General features: G+C 69.3%; 12 protein-coding genes. 1 reads left to right on the top strand and 11 read right to left on the bottom strand.

The genetic code is table 11. The features are described from left to right. Positions 1-72: 72 nt before the first annotated feature. The gene (locus RJQ01_RS03860) at positions 73-2961 is read right to left on the bottom strand and encodes a UPF0182 family membrane protein (protein ID WP_350475394.1); all 2889 of its coding nucleotides are present in this window, start codon (positions 2959-2961) and stop codon (positions 73-75) included. 123 nt (positions 2962-3084) lie between these two features. Then, the gene (locus tag RJQ01_RS03865) at positions 3085-7011 is read right to left on the bottom strand and encodes an AAA family ATPase (RefSeq protein ID WP_502885218.1); all 3927 of its coding nucleotides are present in this window, start codon (positions 7009-7011) and stop codon (positions 3085-3087) included. Between RJQ01_RS03865 and RJQ01_RS03870 the strand changes: the two genes are divergently transcribed. After that, a complete protein-coding gene (locus tag RJQ01_RS03870; protein ID WP_350475396.1) occupies positions 6965-8056 on the top strand; it encodes a GNAT family N-acetyltransferase in 1092 nt (363 codons plus the stop codon). The genes RJQ01_RS03865 and RJQ01_RS03870 overlap by 47 nt on opposite strands. Positions 8057-8205: 149 nt before the next feature. On the opposite strand, the gene mutM is transcribed toward RJQ01_RS03870, so the two are convergent. From mutM to RJQ01_RS03915, 9 genes are all read right to left on the bottom strand, one after another. After that, positions 8206-9150, bottom strand: coding sequence for a bifunctional DNA-formamidopyrimidine glycosylase/DNA-(apurinic or apyrimidinic site) lyase (gene mutM, locus RJQ01_RS03875; RefSeq protein ID WP_350475434.1), 945 nt, complete (start codon positions 9148-9150; stop codon positions 8206-8208). A 2-nt stretch (positions 9151-9152) separates the two neighbouring features. Beyond that, positions 9153-9899 carry a ribonuclease III gene (rnc, locus tag RJQ01_RS03880; protein ID WP_350475397.1) on the bottom strand — a complete coding sequence of 249 codons (747 nt, stop codon included), beginning with the start codon at positions 9897-9899 and terminating at the stop codon, positions 9153-9155. A gap of 19 nt (positions 9900-9918) precedes the next feature. Continuing rightward, entirely contained in the window at positions 9919-10122 is a 204-nt protein-coding gene (gene rpmF, locus RJQ01_RS03885; RefSeq protein WP_350475399.1) for a 50S ribosomal protein L32, read from the bottom strand. A 48-nt stretch (positions 10123-10170) separates the two neighbouring features. Next, positions 10171-10701: a YceD family protein gene (locus tag RJQ01_RS03890; RefSeq protein ID WP_350475400.1), complete on the bottom strand. Its 531-nt coding sequence runs from the start codon at positions 10699-10701 to the stop codon at positions 10171-10173. 11 nt (positions 10702-10712) lie between these two features. Continuing rightward, the gene (locus tag RJQ01_RS03895; RefSeq protein ID WP_350475401.1) at positions 10713-12080 is read right to left on the bottom strand and encodes an aspartate aminotransferase family protein; all 1368 of its coding nucleotides are present in this window, start codon (positions 12078-12080) and stop codon (positions 10713-10715) included. 49 nt (positions 12081-12129) lie between these two features. Next, complete coding sequence (locus RJQ01_RS03900) at positions 12130-13386, bottom strand: FAD-binding domain-containing protein (RefSeq protein WP_350475402.1); 1257 nt, start codon at positions 13384-13386, stop codon at positions 12130-12132. Positions 13387-13449: 63 nt separating this feature from the next. Continuing rightward, complete coding sequence (locus RJQ01_RS03905) at positions 13450-14466, bottom strand: TIGR03842 family LLM class F420-dependent oxidoreductase (RefSeq protein WP_350475403.1); 1017 nt, start codon at positions 14464-14466, stop codon at positions 13450-13452. A 40-nt stretch (positions 14467-14506) separates the two neighbouring features. Next, complete coding sequence (gene hydA / locus RJQ01_RS03910; protein ID WP_350475404.1) at positions 14507-15970, bottom strand: dihydropyrimidinase; 1464 nt, start codon at positions 15968-15970, stop codon at positions 14507-14509. 27 nt (positions 15971-15997) lie between these two features. Beyond that, complete coding sequence (locus RJQ01_RS03915; RefSeq protein ID WP_350475405.1) at positions 15998-16846, bottom strand: nitrilase-related carbon-nitrogen hydrolase; 849 nt, start codon at positions 16844-16846, stop codon at positions 15998-16000. Positions 16847-16868: the final 22 nt, after the last annotated feature.

Consider the following 16868-nt stretch of genomic DNA (forward strand, 5'->3'; position numbering starts at 1 on the left):
CTCGCTATCCCCCGAGTGTGGGAACCTCGCTCGGGGGACAGACGAGAGTGTCTACGTGCGGTCGGAGCTCCCTCAGTCGCTCAGAGCGATCGCGCGCTCGATGGCCGCCTGCAGCCGCTCGTCAGCTTCAGCGGCCGCAACGAGGTCGTTCGCTGCGTAGGCCGCCTGACGGTCTTGCAGGGCCTGACGGGCATCCTCCAGTGCAGCCTGCAGGTCGTCCGAGGGCGGCGTTGTCGGCTGGGTCGGCTCCTCAGGGGCGTCCGGGTCCGTCGGCTCCGCAGGATCGGGCAGCGTCGGGTCGACGTCGCCGTCGCCCGCGTCGGCGCCGGAGTCGCCGCCGAAGAGCGAGTCGAGCGCCTGGTCGAGGGTGTCCTCGAAGGCGATCGAGTCGCCGAACGACACGAGCACCTTGCGCAGCAACGGGTAGCTCGTCTCACCCGTCGACTGTACGTAGACCGGTTGCACGTAGAGGAAGCCGCCGCCGACCGGGAGGGTCAGCAGGTTGCCGCGCAGCACCTCGGTCTCACCGCGCTGCAGCAGCGCGAGCTGGTTCGCCACCTCGGTATCCGAATTGAACTGGTTCTGCACCTGGCCGGGGCCGGGAATCGTCTGCGACGGCAGAGTGAGCAGAGTCAGCTTGCCGTAGTCCTCACCCGGGTCGGAGTTCGCCGCGAGGTAGCCGGTGAGCACGTTGCGCTCGTTGTCGCTCGCGGTGCGCGGGATGAAGGTCGAGTACAGCGTGAAGCCGGGCTCATCCTCGCCGGGCACCTGCATGGTGAGGTAGTACGGCGGCTGCGTCGTCGGTGCGGCGGCCGACGAGATCGGGTCGTTGGGCGTGACCCACTCGTCGTCGGTCGAGAAGAACGAGCCGGGGTCGGTCACGTGGTAGGCGCCGAGGATGTTGCGCTGCACCTTGAACAGGTCGGAGGGGTAGCGCACGTGGTCGAGCAGCTGCTGGCTCATGTCGTCCACCGAGCGCAGCGTCGACGGGAAGACCTTCTGCCAGGTCTGCAGAATCGGGTCCTCCTCGTCCCAGGCGTAGAGGATCACCTCGCCGTCGTAGGCGTTCACGGTCGCCTTCACCGAGTTGCGGATGTAGTTGATGTCGTCCACCGGGAACTGAGGCGACGGCGTGTAGGTGTCAGCGACCGCGGCCGAGAGCGGAACGGAGGTCGAGTACGGGTAGCTCGAGGTCGTCGTGTAGCCGTCGACGATCCACACGATCTCACCGTCCACGACGGCCGGGTACGGGTCGGAGTCGAGCCGCAGGTACGGCGCCGCCTTCTGCACGCGGTCGAGCGGGTTGCGGTCGTAGAGGATCTGCGAATCGTCGGTCACGGCCTCGGAGAGGAAGATCTGCTCAGACTGGAACTTGATCGCGTAGAGCAGCCGCTTGAACACGTTGTCGAGCGCGGGCCCGCCGTCGCCCTGGAACGTGTAGGTCGCGTTTCCGGCCGCGTCCTCACCCGCGCCATCGGACGGGAAGTCGAGCTCGAGGTTCTCACCACCGCCGACGATCGAGTACAGGGGCGAGAACTCGCCGAAGTAGACCCGCGGCTCGTACTCTCCGAGCGCCTCGGTGAGGGCGCCGTCAACGGGGATGCCCGACTCGAGGAACAGCGGCTGACCATCGTCGGCGCGCTGGTTGCCGTAGGCAGCGACGACGCCGTAGCCGTGCGTGAACACGATGGTGTTGTTGTACCAGTTCTGCGAGGTCTGACCGTCGGGGTTCAGCTCGCGCAGCGACAGCACGGTGTCTTGCGTCTGCCCGTCGATCACGTAGCGATCCACATCGAGGAAGTTCGGGAACTGGTAGTACTGCCGGAACTGCTCGAGCTGCGCAAAAGCCTCGCTCACGAGCGCCGGGTCGATGAGGCGGATGTTCGCCGTCGTCTCCGCATCCGCGCGCAACGCGCCCGCGGTGGCATCGGTCTCCGCGTCATAGGAGATCTCGACGAGATCGGCCACGCCGTACGCGGCGCGGGTCGCCTCAATGTTGCGTTCGATGAAGGGCGCCTCGATGGTGCGCGCGCTCGGGTCGACCTGGAAGCGCTGCACGATCCACGGGTAGACGCTGCCGATGAGCAGGCCGCTCACCAACAGTAGAGCGGTACCGACGATCGGCAGGCGCCAGCGGCCGATGATCGCCGTGATGATGAACAGCACGGCGACCAGCGCGGCGATGCCCGCGAGAATCGCGCGGCTCGGAATCGTGGCGTTGACCTCGGCGAAACCAGCACCGGCGGGCAGGAAGCCCTCGCTGGGGTCGATGACTGCCGCGTACTGGTCGAACCAGATGCTGACACCCTGGAGGGCGATGTACACCGCGCCCGTGAGGGCGAGCTGGATGCGCGCGGTGCGGGAGATGCGGATCTCGCGACCGTTGACGCGCAGCGCCCCGTACAGGTAGCTCGTCGCGAGGGCCGCGAGCAGGGAGAGAAGGACGGCCGCGGAGGCGAACGCGATGATGCCCCGGTAGAAGGGCAGCTCGTACACGAAGAACCCGATGTCGAAACCGAACTGCGCGTCGGTCGCACCGAAGGGGGTTCGGTTGAAGAACTGCAGCACCTGCGTCCACTGCGCCGAGGTGGTGACGCCAGCGAACAGTCCGAGCACGGCCGGGATGCCGATCATGGCGGCGCGACGCAGTGGCTCGATGGCCTCCTGGTAGCGGTCGAGCTGCGAGTTGAGCTTCGCGTACACCGGCCGGGAGCGGTAGGCGATCTGAAGGCTCGCCCACACCGGCAGGAACATGCCGACGAATCCGATGAGGAACATGACGCCGGTGGCGATCCACTGCGTTGCGAGCACGGGAAGGTACCCGAGCTGGTCGAACCAGAGGATGTCGGTGTAGACGTTCGCGAAGACGAAGAACAGAGCTACGAGAACACCCACGACGATGGCGGTGATGATGAGGGCTGAGCGCGATCGGTTGGTCGGCTGCGAGGTGGTGGTCGACACTGAAATGGCTCCTGAGGTCGTCGGGGCGAACTTTCCCAGACTAGCGGGCCGCGCCTGGCATCGCGCCGCTCGCACCCCTAACGTTCGCCGCAAGCGGAGTCGCGGCGCTGGCCGAGTCCCCGCTCAGCTCGCGAGCTCGTCGGGGTTCTGCACGCGCTGCCCGACCACAGCGCTCACGCCGTCCTGCCTCATGCTGACCCCGTAGAGGGCATCCGCGATCTCCATCGTGCGCTTCTGGTGGGTGATGATGATGAGCTGGGATGCCGCTCTCAGGTCGCGGAAGATCGTCAGAAGGCGGCCGAGGTTGGCGTCGTCGAGCGCTGCCTCGACCTCGTCCATGATGTAGAACGGGCTCGGCCGCGCTTTGAAGATCGCGATCAGCAGTGCCACCGCGGCGAGGGAGCGCTCGCCGCCGCTGAGGAGGCTGAGCCGCTCGATCTTCTTGCCCGCCGGCTTCACCGTGACCTCGATACCGGTCGTGAGCATGTTCTCAGGCTCGGTGAGGTGCAAGCTGCCCGTGCCCCCGGGGAACAGGATCGGGAACACCGTGTCGAAGGCCGCCTGCGTGTCGGCGAACGCGGCGGCGAAGATGTGCTGCATTGTCTCGTCGAGCTCGTCGATGATCGTCAGCAGGTCGCGGCGGGTGTTCGCGAGGTCGGTCAGCTGCTCGGTGAGGAACTTGTGCCGCTGCTCGAGCGCCGCGAACTCTTCGAGGGCGAGCGGGTTGACACGGCCGAGTTGGCCGAGCTTGCGCTCGGCGCGCGCGAGCCGCGCCTGCTGCTCGGCCCGGTCGAACAGCATGCCGGCGGGGCCGCCCGAACTCGCCCCTTGTGTTGCCCGTTCAGGAAGACCGCGCCCGCCGTCGGCGATCAGCGCTGCGACACGCCGTTCGTCGGCCTGCGCGGCCGCGCCGTCCTGATCCGCGAACGTCGGCGCGGCCTCGGCGCTGGGGTCGGGGGCCGGTTCGACGTCGGGCGCCTCGGGGTCGGGGTCGACGCGCGCGGCGGCCTGCGCCGCGATCGCATCGGCCGCCGCTCGGGCGGCCTCGGTGAGCGCTTCGTCGTCAGGCACGGGTACTTGCGGGCCGTACTCGTCGACGAGGACGTGCTCGACGAGCCCGAGCTCCTCCCCCGCCCGCTCGAGCAGCTGACCGAGGTGGAGCTTCTTCTCGTAGATCTGCAGCTCGAGCCCGTGCACATTCTCGGTGATGCCGGCGAGCCGCTCGCGCAAGGCTGACTCGCTGCGGCGCAGCTCGAGCAGCTCCTCGTTCTGCGCCGTGCGCTCAGCCTCGGCATGCGCGAGGGAGACGCGGGCCTCGGCCACCGAGGCGTCCACGACGGCCAGCACGTGGGGCAAGGATGCGGCGACCCGGGTCGCCCGCTCCACCTGGCGCTGCCGCAGCACGGCGCGACGGGCGGCCTCGTCGGCGGCGGCGCGCTCGGCCTGACGTCGGCGTTCGAGCTGCTCGGCACCCTCCCGTGCGGCGCGTACCCGCTCGCGGACTGTCTCCAGCTCGATGCGGCGCTCGAGCTCGGCGGCACGCGCGGCCTCGAGCTCGCTCAGCAGCTGGTCGCGCGCGGAAGCGTCGAGCATGGGACGCGGGCGACCCGCGAAGTCGGCGTGCTCAGCCTCGGCGCGCTCCACCGCGCGCTCCGCCTCGGCCACGGACTCTTCGGCGCGCTCGAGGGCGGTTGTCAGGCGCGCGGCCTCAGCCTCGGCCGCCTCGGCCTGCGCGCGGGCGCGGGAGACCTGCTCGCTGCGGGCCGCGCGCTGAGCATCCTGATCGCGCACCGCAGCGAGGGCCGTCGTCGCCGCGACCTTCGCCTCGGCGAGCGCGGCGCGCGACTCGTCCAGGGCGAAGCGAGCGCGCTCGATGCCCGTCGTGACGTCGCTCAAGCGATCGCGCGCCGCATCGCGTTCGGCCGCGAGCTCGAGACGGCTGCGGCCCTCGCCCGAGCCGCCGCGCAGCACGGAGCGCGTGAGCACCTCCCCCTGCCGGGTCACGATGCTCAGACTCGCGGCACCGTCTCCCCGCTCCTCGAGCGCGGGCCAGGCGGCGCGCGCCGCATCGAGGTCGTCGGCAATGAGCGTGCGTGCCAGCAGGTCGAGCACCCCGGCGGGGGCGGTGACCACGTCAACCGCCGGCGTCAGACCCCGACCAGCCGGCAGGTCGCTCGCCGCAGGGCTCGCGCCGGAGAGCTCGGCGAGCACGACCTCCACGCGGCCGGCGTCGCTGCCGCGGGCGCTCTCGAGGGCACGCAACCCGGCGTCGAGGTCGTCGGCGAGCGCGGCCTCTGCGAGCGTGCCGAGCGCGGCGGCGATCGCCGCCTCGAACCCCGACCGCACCTGCAGATGATCGGCGACGAGCCCGCGCACGCCGACGGTGCCCAGAAGGCCGGATGCCCCGACTCCCGCATCGACCGCCTGCGAGAGCGCGCTGACGCGGGCCGCGAGGGCGTCGCGCTCGCGCTCGAGGGCGTGCAGGGCATCCCGCTCGCCGTCGATGCGCGCGGTGGTCTCCACGACCACCGCGTCGGCCGCCTCGAGAGCACCGTCGAGCTCCGCGTCGCGACCGGAAGCTTCCTCCAGCGCGGGCAGCGCCTCGAGCTCGGCCCGCGTGCTCGACTGCCGCTGGCGTGCAGACTCGAGCGCCGACTGCTGCCTCAGCAGCTCGCCTCGCGCGGCGGCGAGGGTCGACTGGGCGACCTCGACACGGCCGGCGAGCGCAGCACGCTGAAGGTCGTGCTGAGAGACGAGGGCGCTCTGCGCCGCGATCTCCTCGTCGAGCGCGTCGAGCGCAGCGCGTGCGGTCGCAGTGCGGGCGGCGGCCTCCCCGACCGTGCGTTCGGCGGCCTCGACCTCGGCGCCGAGCGACTCGGCCTCGGCGCGGGCCTCCGCCACCTGCGCCTGCGTGATCGTCGACGACAGGCCGGGCAGTTCGGACTGCTGACTGAGCAGGGTGAGCTTCTGCTGCGCGAGCGAGTAGAGGCTGCGCAGGCGCTCCTGCACCTGCTCGAGCTCGAACGCGAGGCGGCGGGCGCCGTCGACCGCGTCACCGACCTGCTCCGCCTCGAGACGCTGCACGCGCACGCGGGCCTGGTCGAGCTGGCTCTGCAGCACGAGCCGCTCGCTCGAGCGCTCAGACTCGGTGCGCTGATGATCGGCGAGGCTCTCGCGCAGGGCGACCACGTCGTCGGCGAGAAGTCGAGCCCGGGCATCCCGCACGATCGCGGCGATCGTCTGCGCTTCGCGCGCGATCTCCGCCTGGCGGCCCAGCGGAGTCAACTGACGGCGAATCTCGCCGGCGAGATCGCCCAGGCGCGTCAGGTTCGCCTGCATGGCCTCGAGCTTGCGCACCGTCTTCTCCTTGCGGCGACGATGTTTGAGGATTCCCGCGGCCTCCTCGATGAACCCGCGACGCTCGTCCGGGCTCGCGTGCAGCACCGCGTCGAGCTGGCCCTGGCCGACGATCACGTGCATCTCGCGTCCGAGGCCGCTGTCGCTCAGCAGCTCCTGCACGTCGAGCAGGCGGCACGCGGTGCCGTTGATGGCGTACTCGCTGCCCCCGTTGCGGAACAGAGTGCGAGAGATCGTGACCTCGGCGTACTCGATCGGCAGCATGCCGTCCGCGTTGTCGATCGTCAGCTGCACTTCGGCACGGCCGAGCGGGCCGCGCGTCGCCGTGCCCGCGAAGATCACATCAGACATCGTGCCGCCGCGCAGCGTCTTGGCACCCTGCTCGCCCATGACCCAGGCCAGGGCATCCACCACATTCGACTTGCCCGAGCCGTTCGGCCCGACTACGCACGTGACCCCCGGCTCGAACTGGAACGTGGTGGGCTGCGCGAACGACTTGAAGCCCTTGAGGGTGAGCGACTTAAGATGCACGCGCTGCCCTTCCTCGGCTGTCGCGCGGGCCTCCGCGCGGTCTGATCGGTCAGGGCTACCGTACCGGGTGGCGCGAGCGTATTCTGGCGGGCTGGCCTGCGAACGAGGAGCCGTCATGGATGGGGTCGAGAAGGGCGGGGTCGAGATCACCGAGGTCTCCATTCCGGAGCGCCTCGACGCGCCCGATGCGGGCGACTTCGTGGCCGCGATCGACGTGCGCAATACGGTCAACGCCCACGACTCGGGCACGCGGGACGACGTCCGGCCCGCCGACGAGCTTCTGCCGGGGTGGCGCAAGCAGGAGTTCGAGCCGAAGAGGATGCTCGTCGCGCGGCTCGACGGCCGCATCGTGTGCCGCGGGGTTGCCGAGTTCCGGCTCGGGGAGGCCACCGACACCGCTTGGCTGCACGTGGAGGTGCTGCCCGAGGTGCGCGGTCGCGGGGTCGGGCGCGCGATGGCCGAGCAGCTCGAGCAGCTCGCTCGCGATGAGGGCCGCACCAAGGCCATCGTGTACGCGCCGTCGTGGCGTGCCGGGGGCGAGCGCCTGACCGCCCCGACCGGGTTCGGGCACGTGCCAGCCGACTCCAGGGAGACGCGGCTTCTGCTCTCGCTCGGCTACCGGCTCGAGCAGGTCGAGCGCGGCAGCCGCCTCCGCCTGCCCGTCGCGCCATCACTCCTTGATGCGCTGCTCGAGGACGCGAGCGCGGCCGCTGGCGCCGACTACCGCGTGCACCTGTGGGGTGCGTACACGCCCGCCGAGTGGCGGGAGGACATCTGCCACCTGCTCACCCGGATGAGCATCGATGCGCCGAGCGCGGGGCTCGAGGAGGCCGAGGACCCGTGGACGGTCGAACGGCTGCTCGCCGACGAGCGAGAGGAAGCCGACGGCCCTCGCACTCCGTTCGTCGCCGCGGTCGAGCACGTGCCCTCCGGGCGCCTCGCGGGCTTCACCGAGCTCATCGCGCCCGCCGAGCGCGACCGACCCGTCGACCAGGAGGACACCATCGTGCTCGTCGAGCATCGCGGGCGCCGACTGGGCATGCTGCTGAAGGCCGCGAACCTCGCGCAGCTCGAGCGACTGCGGCCCGGGCATCCCGCCGTTCTCACCTACAACGCCGAGGAGAACCGGCACATGCTCGCCGTCAACAAGGCTCTCGGCTTCACGCCGTTCGTGTACGAGGGAGCGTGGCGGAAGGACCTCTCCTAGAGGCGTAGGCGGCCTCGACGCCGATCTGCCCTCTCGTGCGACGCGCCGCCGTCTGTCGTCTCATCGCGGCGCGCCGTGGCACGAGTGCGATCGGCGTCGAGTTCCGACGCACGCGGTCCGGGCGAACCCACCGGACCGAGTTCGGGCGACTACCCCTCGACGCCGGGTCGAGGTGCCCCCGCGCGCGGCACGCGGATGCGCTGGCACCGCGGGCAGAAGTGCGAGCCGCGGTTCATGAACTGCACGCGCACGATCGATCGACCGCAGCGCTCGCACGGCCGACCCTGCTGCCCGTACGCCCGCAAGGAGTGGCTGAAGTACCCGCTCGCGCCGTTGACGTTGACGTACTGCGCGTCGAACGAGGTACCGCCCTCGTCGAGCGCTCGCCGCAGCACCGTGCGCACCTCGGCGAGGAGGGTGCGCGCGCGCCGAGGGCCGAGGTGCTCGGTCGGCTGGTCGTAGTGCACGCGCGCCGCCCACAGCGCTTCGTCGGCGTAGATGTTGCCGATGCCGCTCACGAGCGTCTGGTCGAGCAGCGCCCTCTTGACGGTGGTGCGTCGCGCCGCCAGTCGTCGCAGGAAGAGACGCTCATCGAAGGCGGGATCGAGCGGGTCGCGCGCGATGTGCGACACCTGAGACGGGATGCTCGGCTGTGCGCTGCCGAATCCTCCAGCAGCGCCGTCCGGCGTCGGCAGCAGCGCATCGATCGCCATCGAGCCGAAGATGCGCTGGTCGACGAAGTTGACTCGCAGCGGTCCGTGCTCCGGGTGAGTGATCTCGAAGCGGAGGCGCGTGAGCGACCCGTCGTCGACGCCACGCTCGCGCAGCAGCACCTGCCCGCTCATGCCGAGGTGCACGACGATCGCCTCGCGCGGGTCGGCGAGGGCATCCGCGATCGGAAGCCACAGGAACTTGCCGCGCCGCACAGCGGAGTCGATGCGCGCGCCGGTGACGCGTTCGATGAAGTCTTCCGCCGGACCGTCGTGGCGCCGCAAGGAGCGCTCATCGTAGACCTCGACCGACTCGATCACTGCGCCGGTGATGGCGGGGGCGAGGCCGTGCCGCACGACCTCGACTTCGGGCAGCTCGGGCACCGCTAGTGCCGACGCCCCTGCTGCAAAACCGTCCATGCCTCGAGCGCGGCACCCATCTCGGCGTGCTTCTTGCTCGTGCCCTCGCCGGTGGCGATCGGCTCGCCGTCGAGGACGACGATGGCGGTGAAGACCTTCGAGTGGTCGGGGCCGACATCGCTGATCTCGTAGCTGGGGAGCCCCATGCCGAGGCGCGCGGCGAGTTCCTGCAAGGAGGTCTTGGGGTCCATGGCCGCCCCGAATCGATCGGGGTCGGCGAGCAGCGGTGCGATGAGGCGCAGCACGAGGGCCGTCGCCTCGTCGGCGCCGCGGTCGAGGTAGGCCGCGCCGATGAGGGCCTCGACCGTGTCGGCCAGGATCGACGACTTCTCGCGGCCGCCCGTGAGCTCCTCCCCCTTGCCGAGCTTGACGTGCTGGCCGAGGTCGATCGTGGCGGCGACCTCGGCGAGGGCCACGGCGGAGACGAGGGAGGCTCGCCGCTTGGCGAGATCGCCTTCGCTCAGGTCAGGGTGGGTCGTGTAGAGCATGACCGTCACCGCCTGGCCGAGAATCGAGTCACCGAGGAACTCGAGCCGCTCGTTGGTCGGCCCTCCCCCGTTCTCGTAGGCCCACGATCGGTGGGTGAGGGCCAGGTCGAGCAACTCGGGTTCGATCACCACGCCGAGGGCGCGCAGGAGCGAGGAGCGATCAGCTCCCGTCGGGCTGACGCCCGGCCCGGGAGCCGCGCCCGACCCTGCCGCAGAGGTGGTCATCGGCTCGTGAGCCGACAGCTCAGACGTCGGCGACCTTGCGGCCCTTGTACTCCATGTACAAAGCCGTGCCGGCGGAGTCCTCGACGACCTTGGCACGGTGCGGGAGGCTGTAGACGACCTTGCCGTTCTCGATCGTCTTGACCAGCGTGGGAACCTGCGCCTTCCACTGCGACCGGCGCGAGTGGGTGTTGGAGCGGGACTTCTTCCGCTTGGGAACAGCCATGGTGTGTCTTCTCTCTCTCGGGTCGCAGCGCGTGCACGCGCTGCAAGCTCAGTGCGGGGTGTCGTCGTCGGTGAGCAGGCCCTCAAGCGCCGCCCAGCGGGGATCGATCTCGTCGCGGGGCTCTCGCTCGGGTTGATCGGCCAGCTTCTCGCCCGTCTCGGGGTCGAGACCAGGGCAGTCAGCACGACAGACCGGTTGGAACGGCAGTGCGAGCACCACCGCATCCCGAACTACAGGTTCACAATCCACGTGATCATCGTGAACCGTGTAGTCGACAGCGTCCTCAGGAGAATACGCGAAAAGCTCCTGGAATTCGAGTTCGAGCGGCTGCGTGACGGCGTCGAGGCAGCGCACGCACTCACCGGAGGCCACGGTGCGCACGTCGGCCGAGATGAGGATGCCGTCGTGCAGGCCCTCGAGCCGCAGGTCGAGCTCGAGCGGCGCGCCTTGCTCGACCACCATCGCGGCCGCGCCGAGCTGCTCGGGCACGGCGAACGACAGAGTCTTCTCGCGCATCTCGCCGGGGCGGTGCACGAGATCGCGAACGTTCACGCGGTAGGGGGAGATCGACGCAGGCATAGCGTGCGAGTCTACGCCGTCGCGACCGCCGTGAACGCCGCGTCGTAGGCCTCGAGCGCGGTGCTGACCTGCTCCGGGGTCACGATGCACGGGGGCACGACGTGAATGCGGTTGTCGGCAGCGAACGGGATGACGCCGCGGGCGAGCAGTTCGCTCTTGAGCGCGCCGATCACGGCTGGGCCGACGGGTTCGCGGGTGCCCGCATCGGTCACGAGATCAAGAGCCCAGAACACTCCGAGCCCGCGCACCTCACCGATCATGGGGTGCTTCTCGGCGAGCGCCCTCAGGCCGGGCCCCAGGTGGTCGGCCCCGATCATCGCGGCGTTGTCGATGATGCCCTCCTCGGTCATGGCGTCGATCGAGGCGACGATGGAGGCCATGGCCAGCGGATGACCGGAATAGGTCAGGCCGCCCGGGAAGACGCGCTCGTCGAACTCGGCGGCGATGCGCGGTGACATGACGACGCCGCCCGCGGGCACGTAACCCGAGTTGACGCCCTTGGCGAAAGCGATGAGGTCGGGTGTGGCACGCCCGGGGTTGAGCGATTCGCTCTGCCAGGCGAACCAGTCGCCCGTGCGGCCGAAGCCCGCCATTACCTCGTCAGCGATCCACATGATGTCGAACTCGTCCGCGATCGCGCGGACTCCTTCGAGATAGCCGGGCGGAGGTGTCAGCACACCCGCGGTGCCGGGAACGCTCTCGAGCAGAATCGCGGCGATCGTGCCGGGGCCTTCCGCCTGGATCGTGCGGCGCAGGTGGTGCAGGGCGCGCTCGGTCTCCTGCTCAGGAGTATCAGAGTGAAACTCGCTGCGGTAGAGGAACGGGCCGAAGAAGTGGACATGCCCGTACGCGTACTCGTTGGGCATGCGCCGCCAGTCGCCGGTCGCGGCGATCGCGGAGCCCGTGTTGCCGTGGTAGCTGCGGTAGGTGGAGAGCACTTTGTGCTTGTGCGTCGTGAGGCGGGCCATCCGAATGGCGTTCTCGATCGCGTCGGCGCCGCCATTGGTGAAGAAGACCTTCGAGAAGCCGTCCCCGGCGCGCTCGACGATGCGCTGGGCGGCCTCGCCGCGCGCCAGGTTGGCCGTCGACGGAGCGACCGTGGCGAGTTCGGCGGCCTGCCGCTGGATCGCCTCGACGATGCGCGGGTGCGAGTGGCCGATGTTGGTGTTGACGAGCTGGCACGAGAAGTCGAGCCATCGGTTGCCCTCGTAGTCCCACACTTCAGAGCCGGCGCCACCGGCGACCACGAGCGGCTGCAGTGCCGCTTGCGCGCTCCAGGAATGGAAGACGTACTGCTTGTCGAGCTCGCGCGCCCGCACGCCGTCGGCAGGGTCGAGAGCAGCGGGCGTGGTGTGTGACCGGGTCTGGGTGTCGGTCATGGCTATCAGTCCTTGATGAGCAGGGATGGGATGCCACCCATTATCGCGCCTACGGGCCCCTCCGTTGCTCGCGCAGAAGTGCAGGGATCCGTTCGCGGAACGGGAAGAACCCGCGGGTGGCGTGCGGCCAGGCATGGGCATCCCAGGGGCGCAGCAGACGGGTGACGGTGATGCCGTCCACGGCGAGGTCATGCTCGAGCCGGTCGAGGCGGTCGCGTGCCGGGCCGGTGGGCGCGTAGGGGGTCACGATCGCGGTGAGCTCGTGCTCGCGCAACCACTCGCGAACCGCGGATGCGGTGATCCCGTCGAGTGCGCACGCTGCTGCCCCGTAGTGGGCCCCGGCTCGTGCGCGGCCGTCGGCGAGCGCCGCCTCGGTGAACCCCGCCACGAGCGGGGCAGTCGGATCACCGACCGTCGATGCCGGCAGGGGCGATCGCGGCTCGCCCGTCGTCGGGCTCGCGACCGCGACGACGTGCGCGTCCGCTGCGCCGAGCGCAGCCGCGTGGCTCTCGGCGTGCAGGTCATCCTCGTGCAGCAGCAGCGCGACCGGGCCGGCGGGGATCTGCTCGGGCAGCGGAGCATCTCCGGGCGGGGGGACGGCCGTGTCGTCCTCGGGCGGGATCGCCTCCGTCGCGAGACCGGTCGGGCGAAACCTGCCGTCGGTGTACCGCTCGATGTTGTCCGCTGTCGCGAGGTAGGTCTTGCCGCGCGTCTGCAGTCCGGCGACCCACCGCCACGAGAGCGTGTTCGAGGCCGGGTCGCCGTCGAGCAGGTGGCGCAGGAAGAAGTCGGCACCGAGCTGCCAGGGCAGGCGCAGCGTGAAGATCCAGATGCTCGCGAACCACATGCGCGCGTGGTTGTGCAGGTAGCCGAGCTCGACGAGCTCGCGCGCCCAATCGTCGAAGCCCTCGATGCCGGTTCTGCCCGCAACCGCGTCGTCGTAGCTCGCGCGCTCGGCGGCGCTCAGGTCGTCGAGCGCGTGAGGCACGCTCGCCGCGTAGCGCGTCCACACGCTCGGCCGCAGTTCGAGCCAACCCTTCCAGTAGGTGCGCCAGTAGACCTCCTGCACGAACTTGCCTGCCGCGTCGAGAGAGTGCCGCTGCAGCACAGCCTCGACGACCTCGCGCTCGGTGACGAGCCGGTGCCGCACCCAGGGCGACAGAGTCGACACGTTCGAGCGGTCCCCCGACCCGTGGTCGGCGTTGCGCTCAGCCGCGTAGGGGCGCCCGGCTCGCGGGACGAAGTCGGCGAGCCGGGCGAGCCCGGCTGCGCGCGTCGGAGCTGCACCAGAGCGTTCGGCCGTCATGCCCTCATCGTGCGGCAGGCAGGCTGTGAGGCGTCGGGATGCTCGCGGGGAGCATCCCGACGGTCACACGCGGGCGGTCTTGCTGCCCTTGATCGCCGGAATGACGTGCTCGCCGTACACGCGCAGCGTCTCTTCCTTGTTGTCGTGCTGGAGATAACCGGCGAACTGGTCGACGCCGAGCTCACGCAGGGCCTCGAGCTTCTCGATGTGGTCTTTGCCGTCACCCAGCACGCAGAAGCGGTCGACGATCTCGTCGGGCACGAAGTCGACATGGTCGTTGCCCGCCTTGCCGTGGGTGTTGTAGTCGTAGCCCTGGCGACCGGCGATGTAGTCGGTGAGGGCTTTCGGCACGTCACTGTTCTCTCCGTGCTTCGCCACGATGTCGGCGACATGGTTGCCGACCATGCCGCCGAACCAGCGCACCTGGTTGCGCATGTGGTCCCAGTCGGTGCCGATGTACATCGGGGCGGCGACGCAGAAGGTCACGCTCATCGGGTCACGCCCGGCGTTGTCGGCCGCCGTGCGTACGGTCTCGATCATCCACTTCGCAATGTCGAGGTCAGCCAGCTGCAGGATGAATCCGTCACCGACCTCACCGGTGAGCTTCAGGGCGAGCGGTCCGTACGCGGCCACCCACACCTCGAGCTCGCTGCCGTGGCTCCAGGGAAGCTGCAGGGTCGAGCCGTTGTACTCGACGGCCCGCGAGTTGCCGAGCTCGCGGATCACGTGAATCGCGTCGCGCAGCTCGGCCAGCGTCGTCGGCTTGCCGTTCGTCACGCGCACCGCCGAGTCGCCGCGGCCGATGCCGCAAATCGTGCGATTGCCGTACAGCTCGTTGAGGGTCGCGAAGACGCTCGCCGTCACCGTCCAGTCCCGCGTCGCAGGGTTCGTCACGAACGGCCCGACCGTGATGCGGTGCGTCTCAGCGAGGATCTTCGAGTAGATGACGTACGGCTCTTGCCACAGGATGTGGCTGTCGAAGGTCCAGACATGGCTGAACCCGTACTGCTCCGCCAGCTTGGCGAGGTGCACCGTGCGGCTCGCGGGCGGGTTGGTCTGCAGAACTGCGCCGAAATCCATGGATGCTCGTCTCTTGTCGTTCGTCCGTTGCCGGCAGTGCTCAGACCAGGTACTGGCTGAGTCCGCGGCGCAGGTACTGCCCGTGCCCGGCCCGCCCGTGGAACTCGTCGTTCTGGATGACCACCGAACCGCGGCTGATGACCGTGTCGACCTTGCCGTCGATCTCGAAGCCCTCCCATGCGGCGTGGTCCATGTTCATGTGGTGCTTCTTGCCGGTCGGGTTGCCGTTCTCGTCGACGGGCATGCCGATCGAGGTGTGGCCGTTCGGGTCGTAGACCACGATGTCGGCGTCGGCTCCGGGAGCGATGACGCCCTTCGTGCCGTAAAGGCCGAACATGCGCGCGGGGGTCGTCGAGGTGATCTCGACCCAGCGCTCCAGGGTGAGCTCTCCGGTGACGACGCCCTGATACATCAGGTCCATGCGGTGTTCGATCGAGCCGATGCCGTTGGGAATCTTGGAGAAGTCGCCCAGACCGAGCTCTTTCTGGTCTTTCATGCAGAACGGGCAGTGGTCGGTCGAGACCATCTGCAGATCGTTGGTGCGCAGGCTCTGCCACATGTGGTCTTGGTGCCCTTCGGCGCGCGACCGCAGCGGCGTCGAGCACACCCACTTGGCGCCCTCGAAGGCTCCGTACTTTTCGCTGACCGCCCCGAGCTGCTCTTCGAGCGAGAGGTAGAGGTACTGCGGGCACGTCTCACCGAACACGTTCTGACCGCGATCGCGCGCGGCGGCGAGCTGCTCGACGGCCTGCTTGGCGCTCACGTGCACGACGTAGAGCGGGGCGCCGGTGAGGTGCGCGAGCATGATCGCCCGATGCGTGGCCTCCTCCTCCATCTGCCAGGCGCGGGCGACCCCGTGGTAGTAGGGGTCGGTCTTGCCCTTGGCGAGCAGCTGCGCCACGAGCACGTCGATGGCGGGGCCGTTCTCGGCGTGCATCATCGTCATGAGCCCGTGCTCGGCGGCCACCTGCATCGCGCGGAGGATCTGCGCGTCGTCGGCGTAGAAGACGCCCGGATACGCCATGAACATCTTGTAGCTCGTGATGCCCTCATCGATGAGCTTCGGTAGAGCATCCAGTGAATCGTCGTCGACGCCGCCCACGATCTGATGGAACCCGTAGTCGATCGCGCAGTTGCCGCCCGCCTTGTCGTGCCAGGCGGCGAGCCCGTCGAAGACTTTCTGGCCCGCGGTCTGCACGGCGAAGTCGATGATGCTCGTGGTGCCGCCCCACGCGGCCGCGATGGTGCCCGTCTCGAAGGTGTCAATGGCGGCGGTGCCGCCGAACGGCAGCTCCATGTGGGTGTGCGCGTCGATGCCACCGGGAATGACGTACTTTCCTGAGGCGTCGATGACCGTGTCGACGGATGCCGCCAGGTCGTGGCCGAGCAGGGTCGAGCCGGGCGCGAGCACGGCGACGATCGTCTCGCCGTCGACGAGCACGTCGGCCGCGCCGCGGCCGGTGGCGGAGACGACGGTTCCGCCGCGGATGAGCATGGTGGACATGGCGTGTCTCTTCTCTCTCGCTGTGACCTAGGGCTTCACCGTCGCGGTGTACGACTCGGGCCGGCGGTCGCGGTAGAACTGCCAGCTGTTGCGCACCTCGCGGATGAGCCCCATGTCGAGGTCGCGGATGACGATCTCGGTCTGGTCTTGGCTCGCGACGTCGCCGACGTAGTTGCCGCGCGGGTCGACGAAGTAGCTCGACCCGTAGAAGGTGACAGCGAGGTCGCCGAACTCGTCGCTCTCGGTGCCGATGCGGTTGTTGGCGCCGATGAAGTACTGGTTTGCGGCGGCCGCGGCGGGCTGCTCGAGCTCCCACAGCCGGTTCGAGAGGCCGGGCTTGGTCGCGCTCGGGTTGAAGACGAGCTCGGCGCCGCCCAGGCCCAGCTCGCGCCATCCTTCTGGGAAGTGCCGGTCGTAGCAGATGTACACGCCGACCTTGCCCACGGCGGTGTCGAACACGGGGTAGCCGAGGTTGCCGGGGCGGAAGTAGAACTTCTCCCAGAACCGGTCGAGGTTCGGAATGTGGTGCTTGCGGTACTTGCCGAGAATCGTGCCGTCAGCATCCACCACCACAGCGGTGTTGTAGTACACGCCGGGCATGTCTTCTTCGTAGATCGGCAGCACCATGACCATCTTCAGTTCTTTCGCGAGCTTCGCGAAGCGCTGCACGATCGGCCCGTCGGCGGGCTCGGCGTAGTCGTAGTACTTCGGGTCTTCGGTGATGCCGAAGTAGGGCCCGTAGAACAGCTCTTGGAAGCAGATGATCTGAGCTCCGTCAGCGGCGGCGTCTCGGGCGAACTGCTCATGCTTGTCGAGCATCGACTCTGTGTCGCCCGTCCAGGTGGTCTGGGTGATGGCGGCGCGGATCGTGGTCATGGGTGGTGGTATCCCCTCTGCA

Source organism: Microcella sp., assembly GCF_040286215.1.
Classification (GTDB): Bacteria; Actinomycetota; Actinomycetes; order Actinomycetales; family Microbacteriaceae; genus Microcella.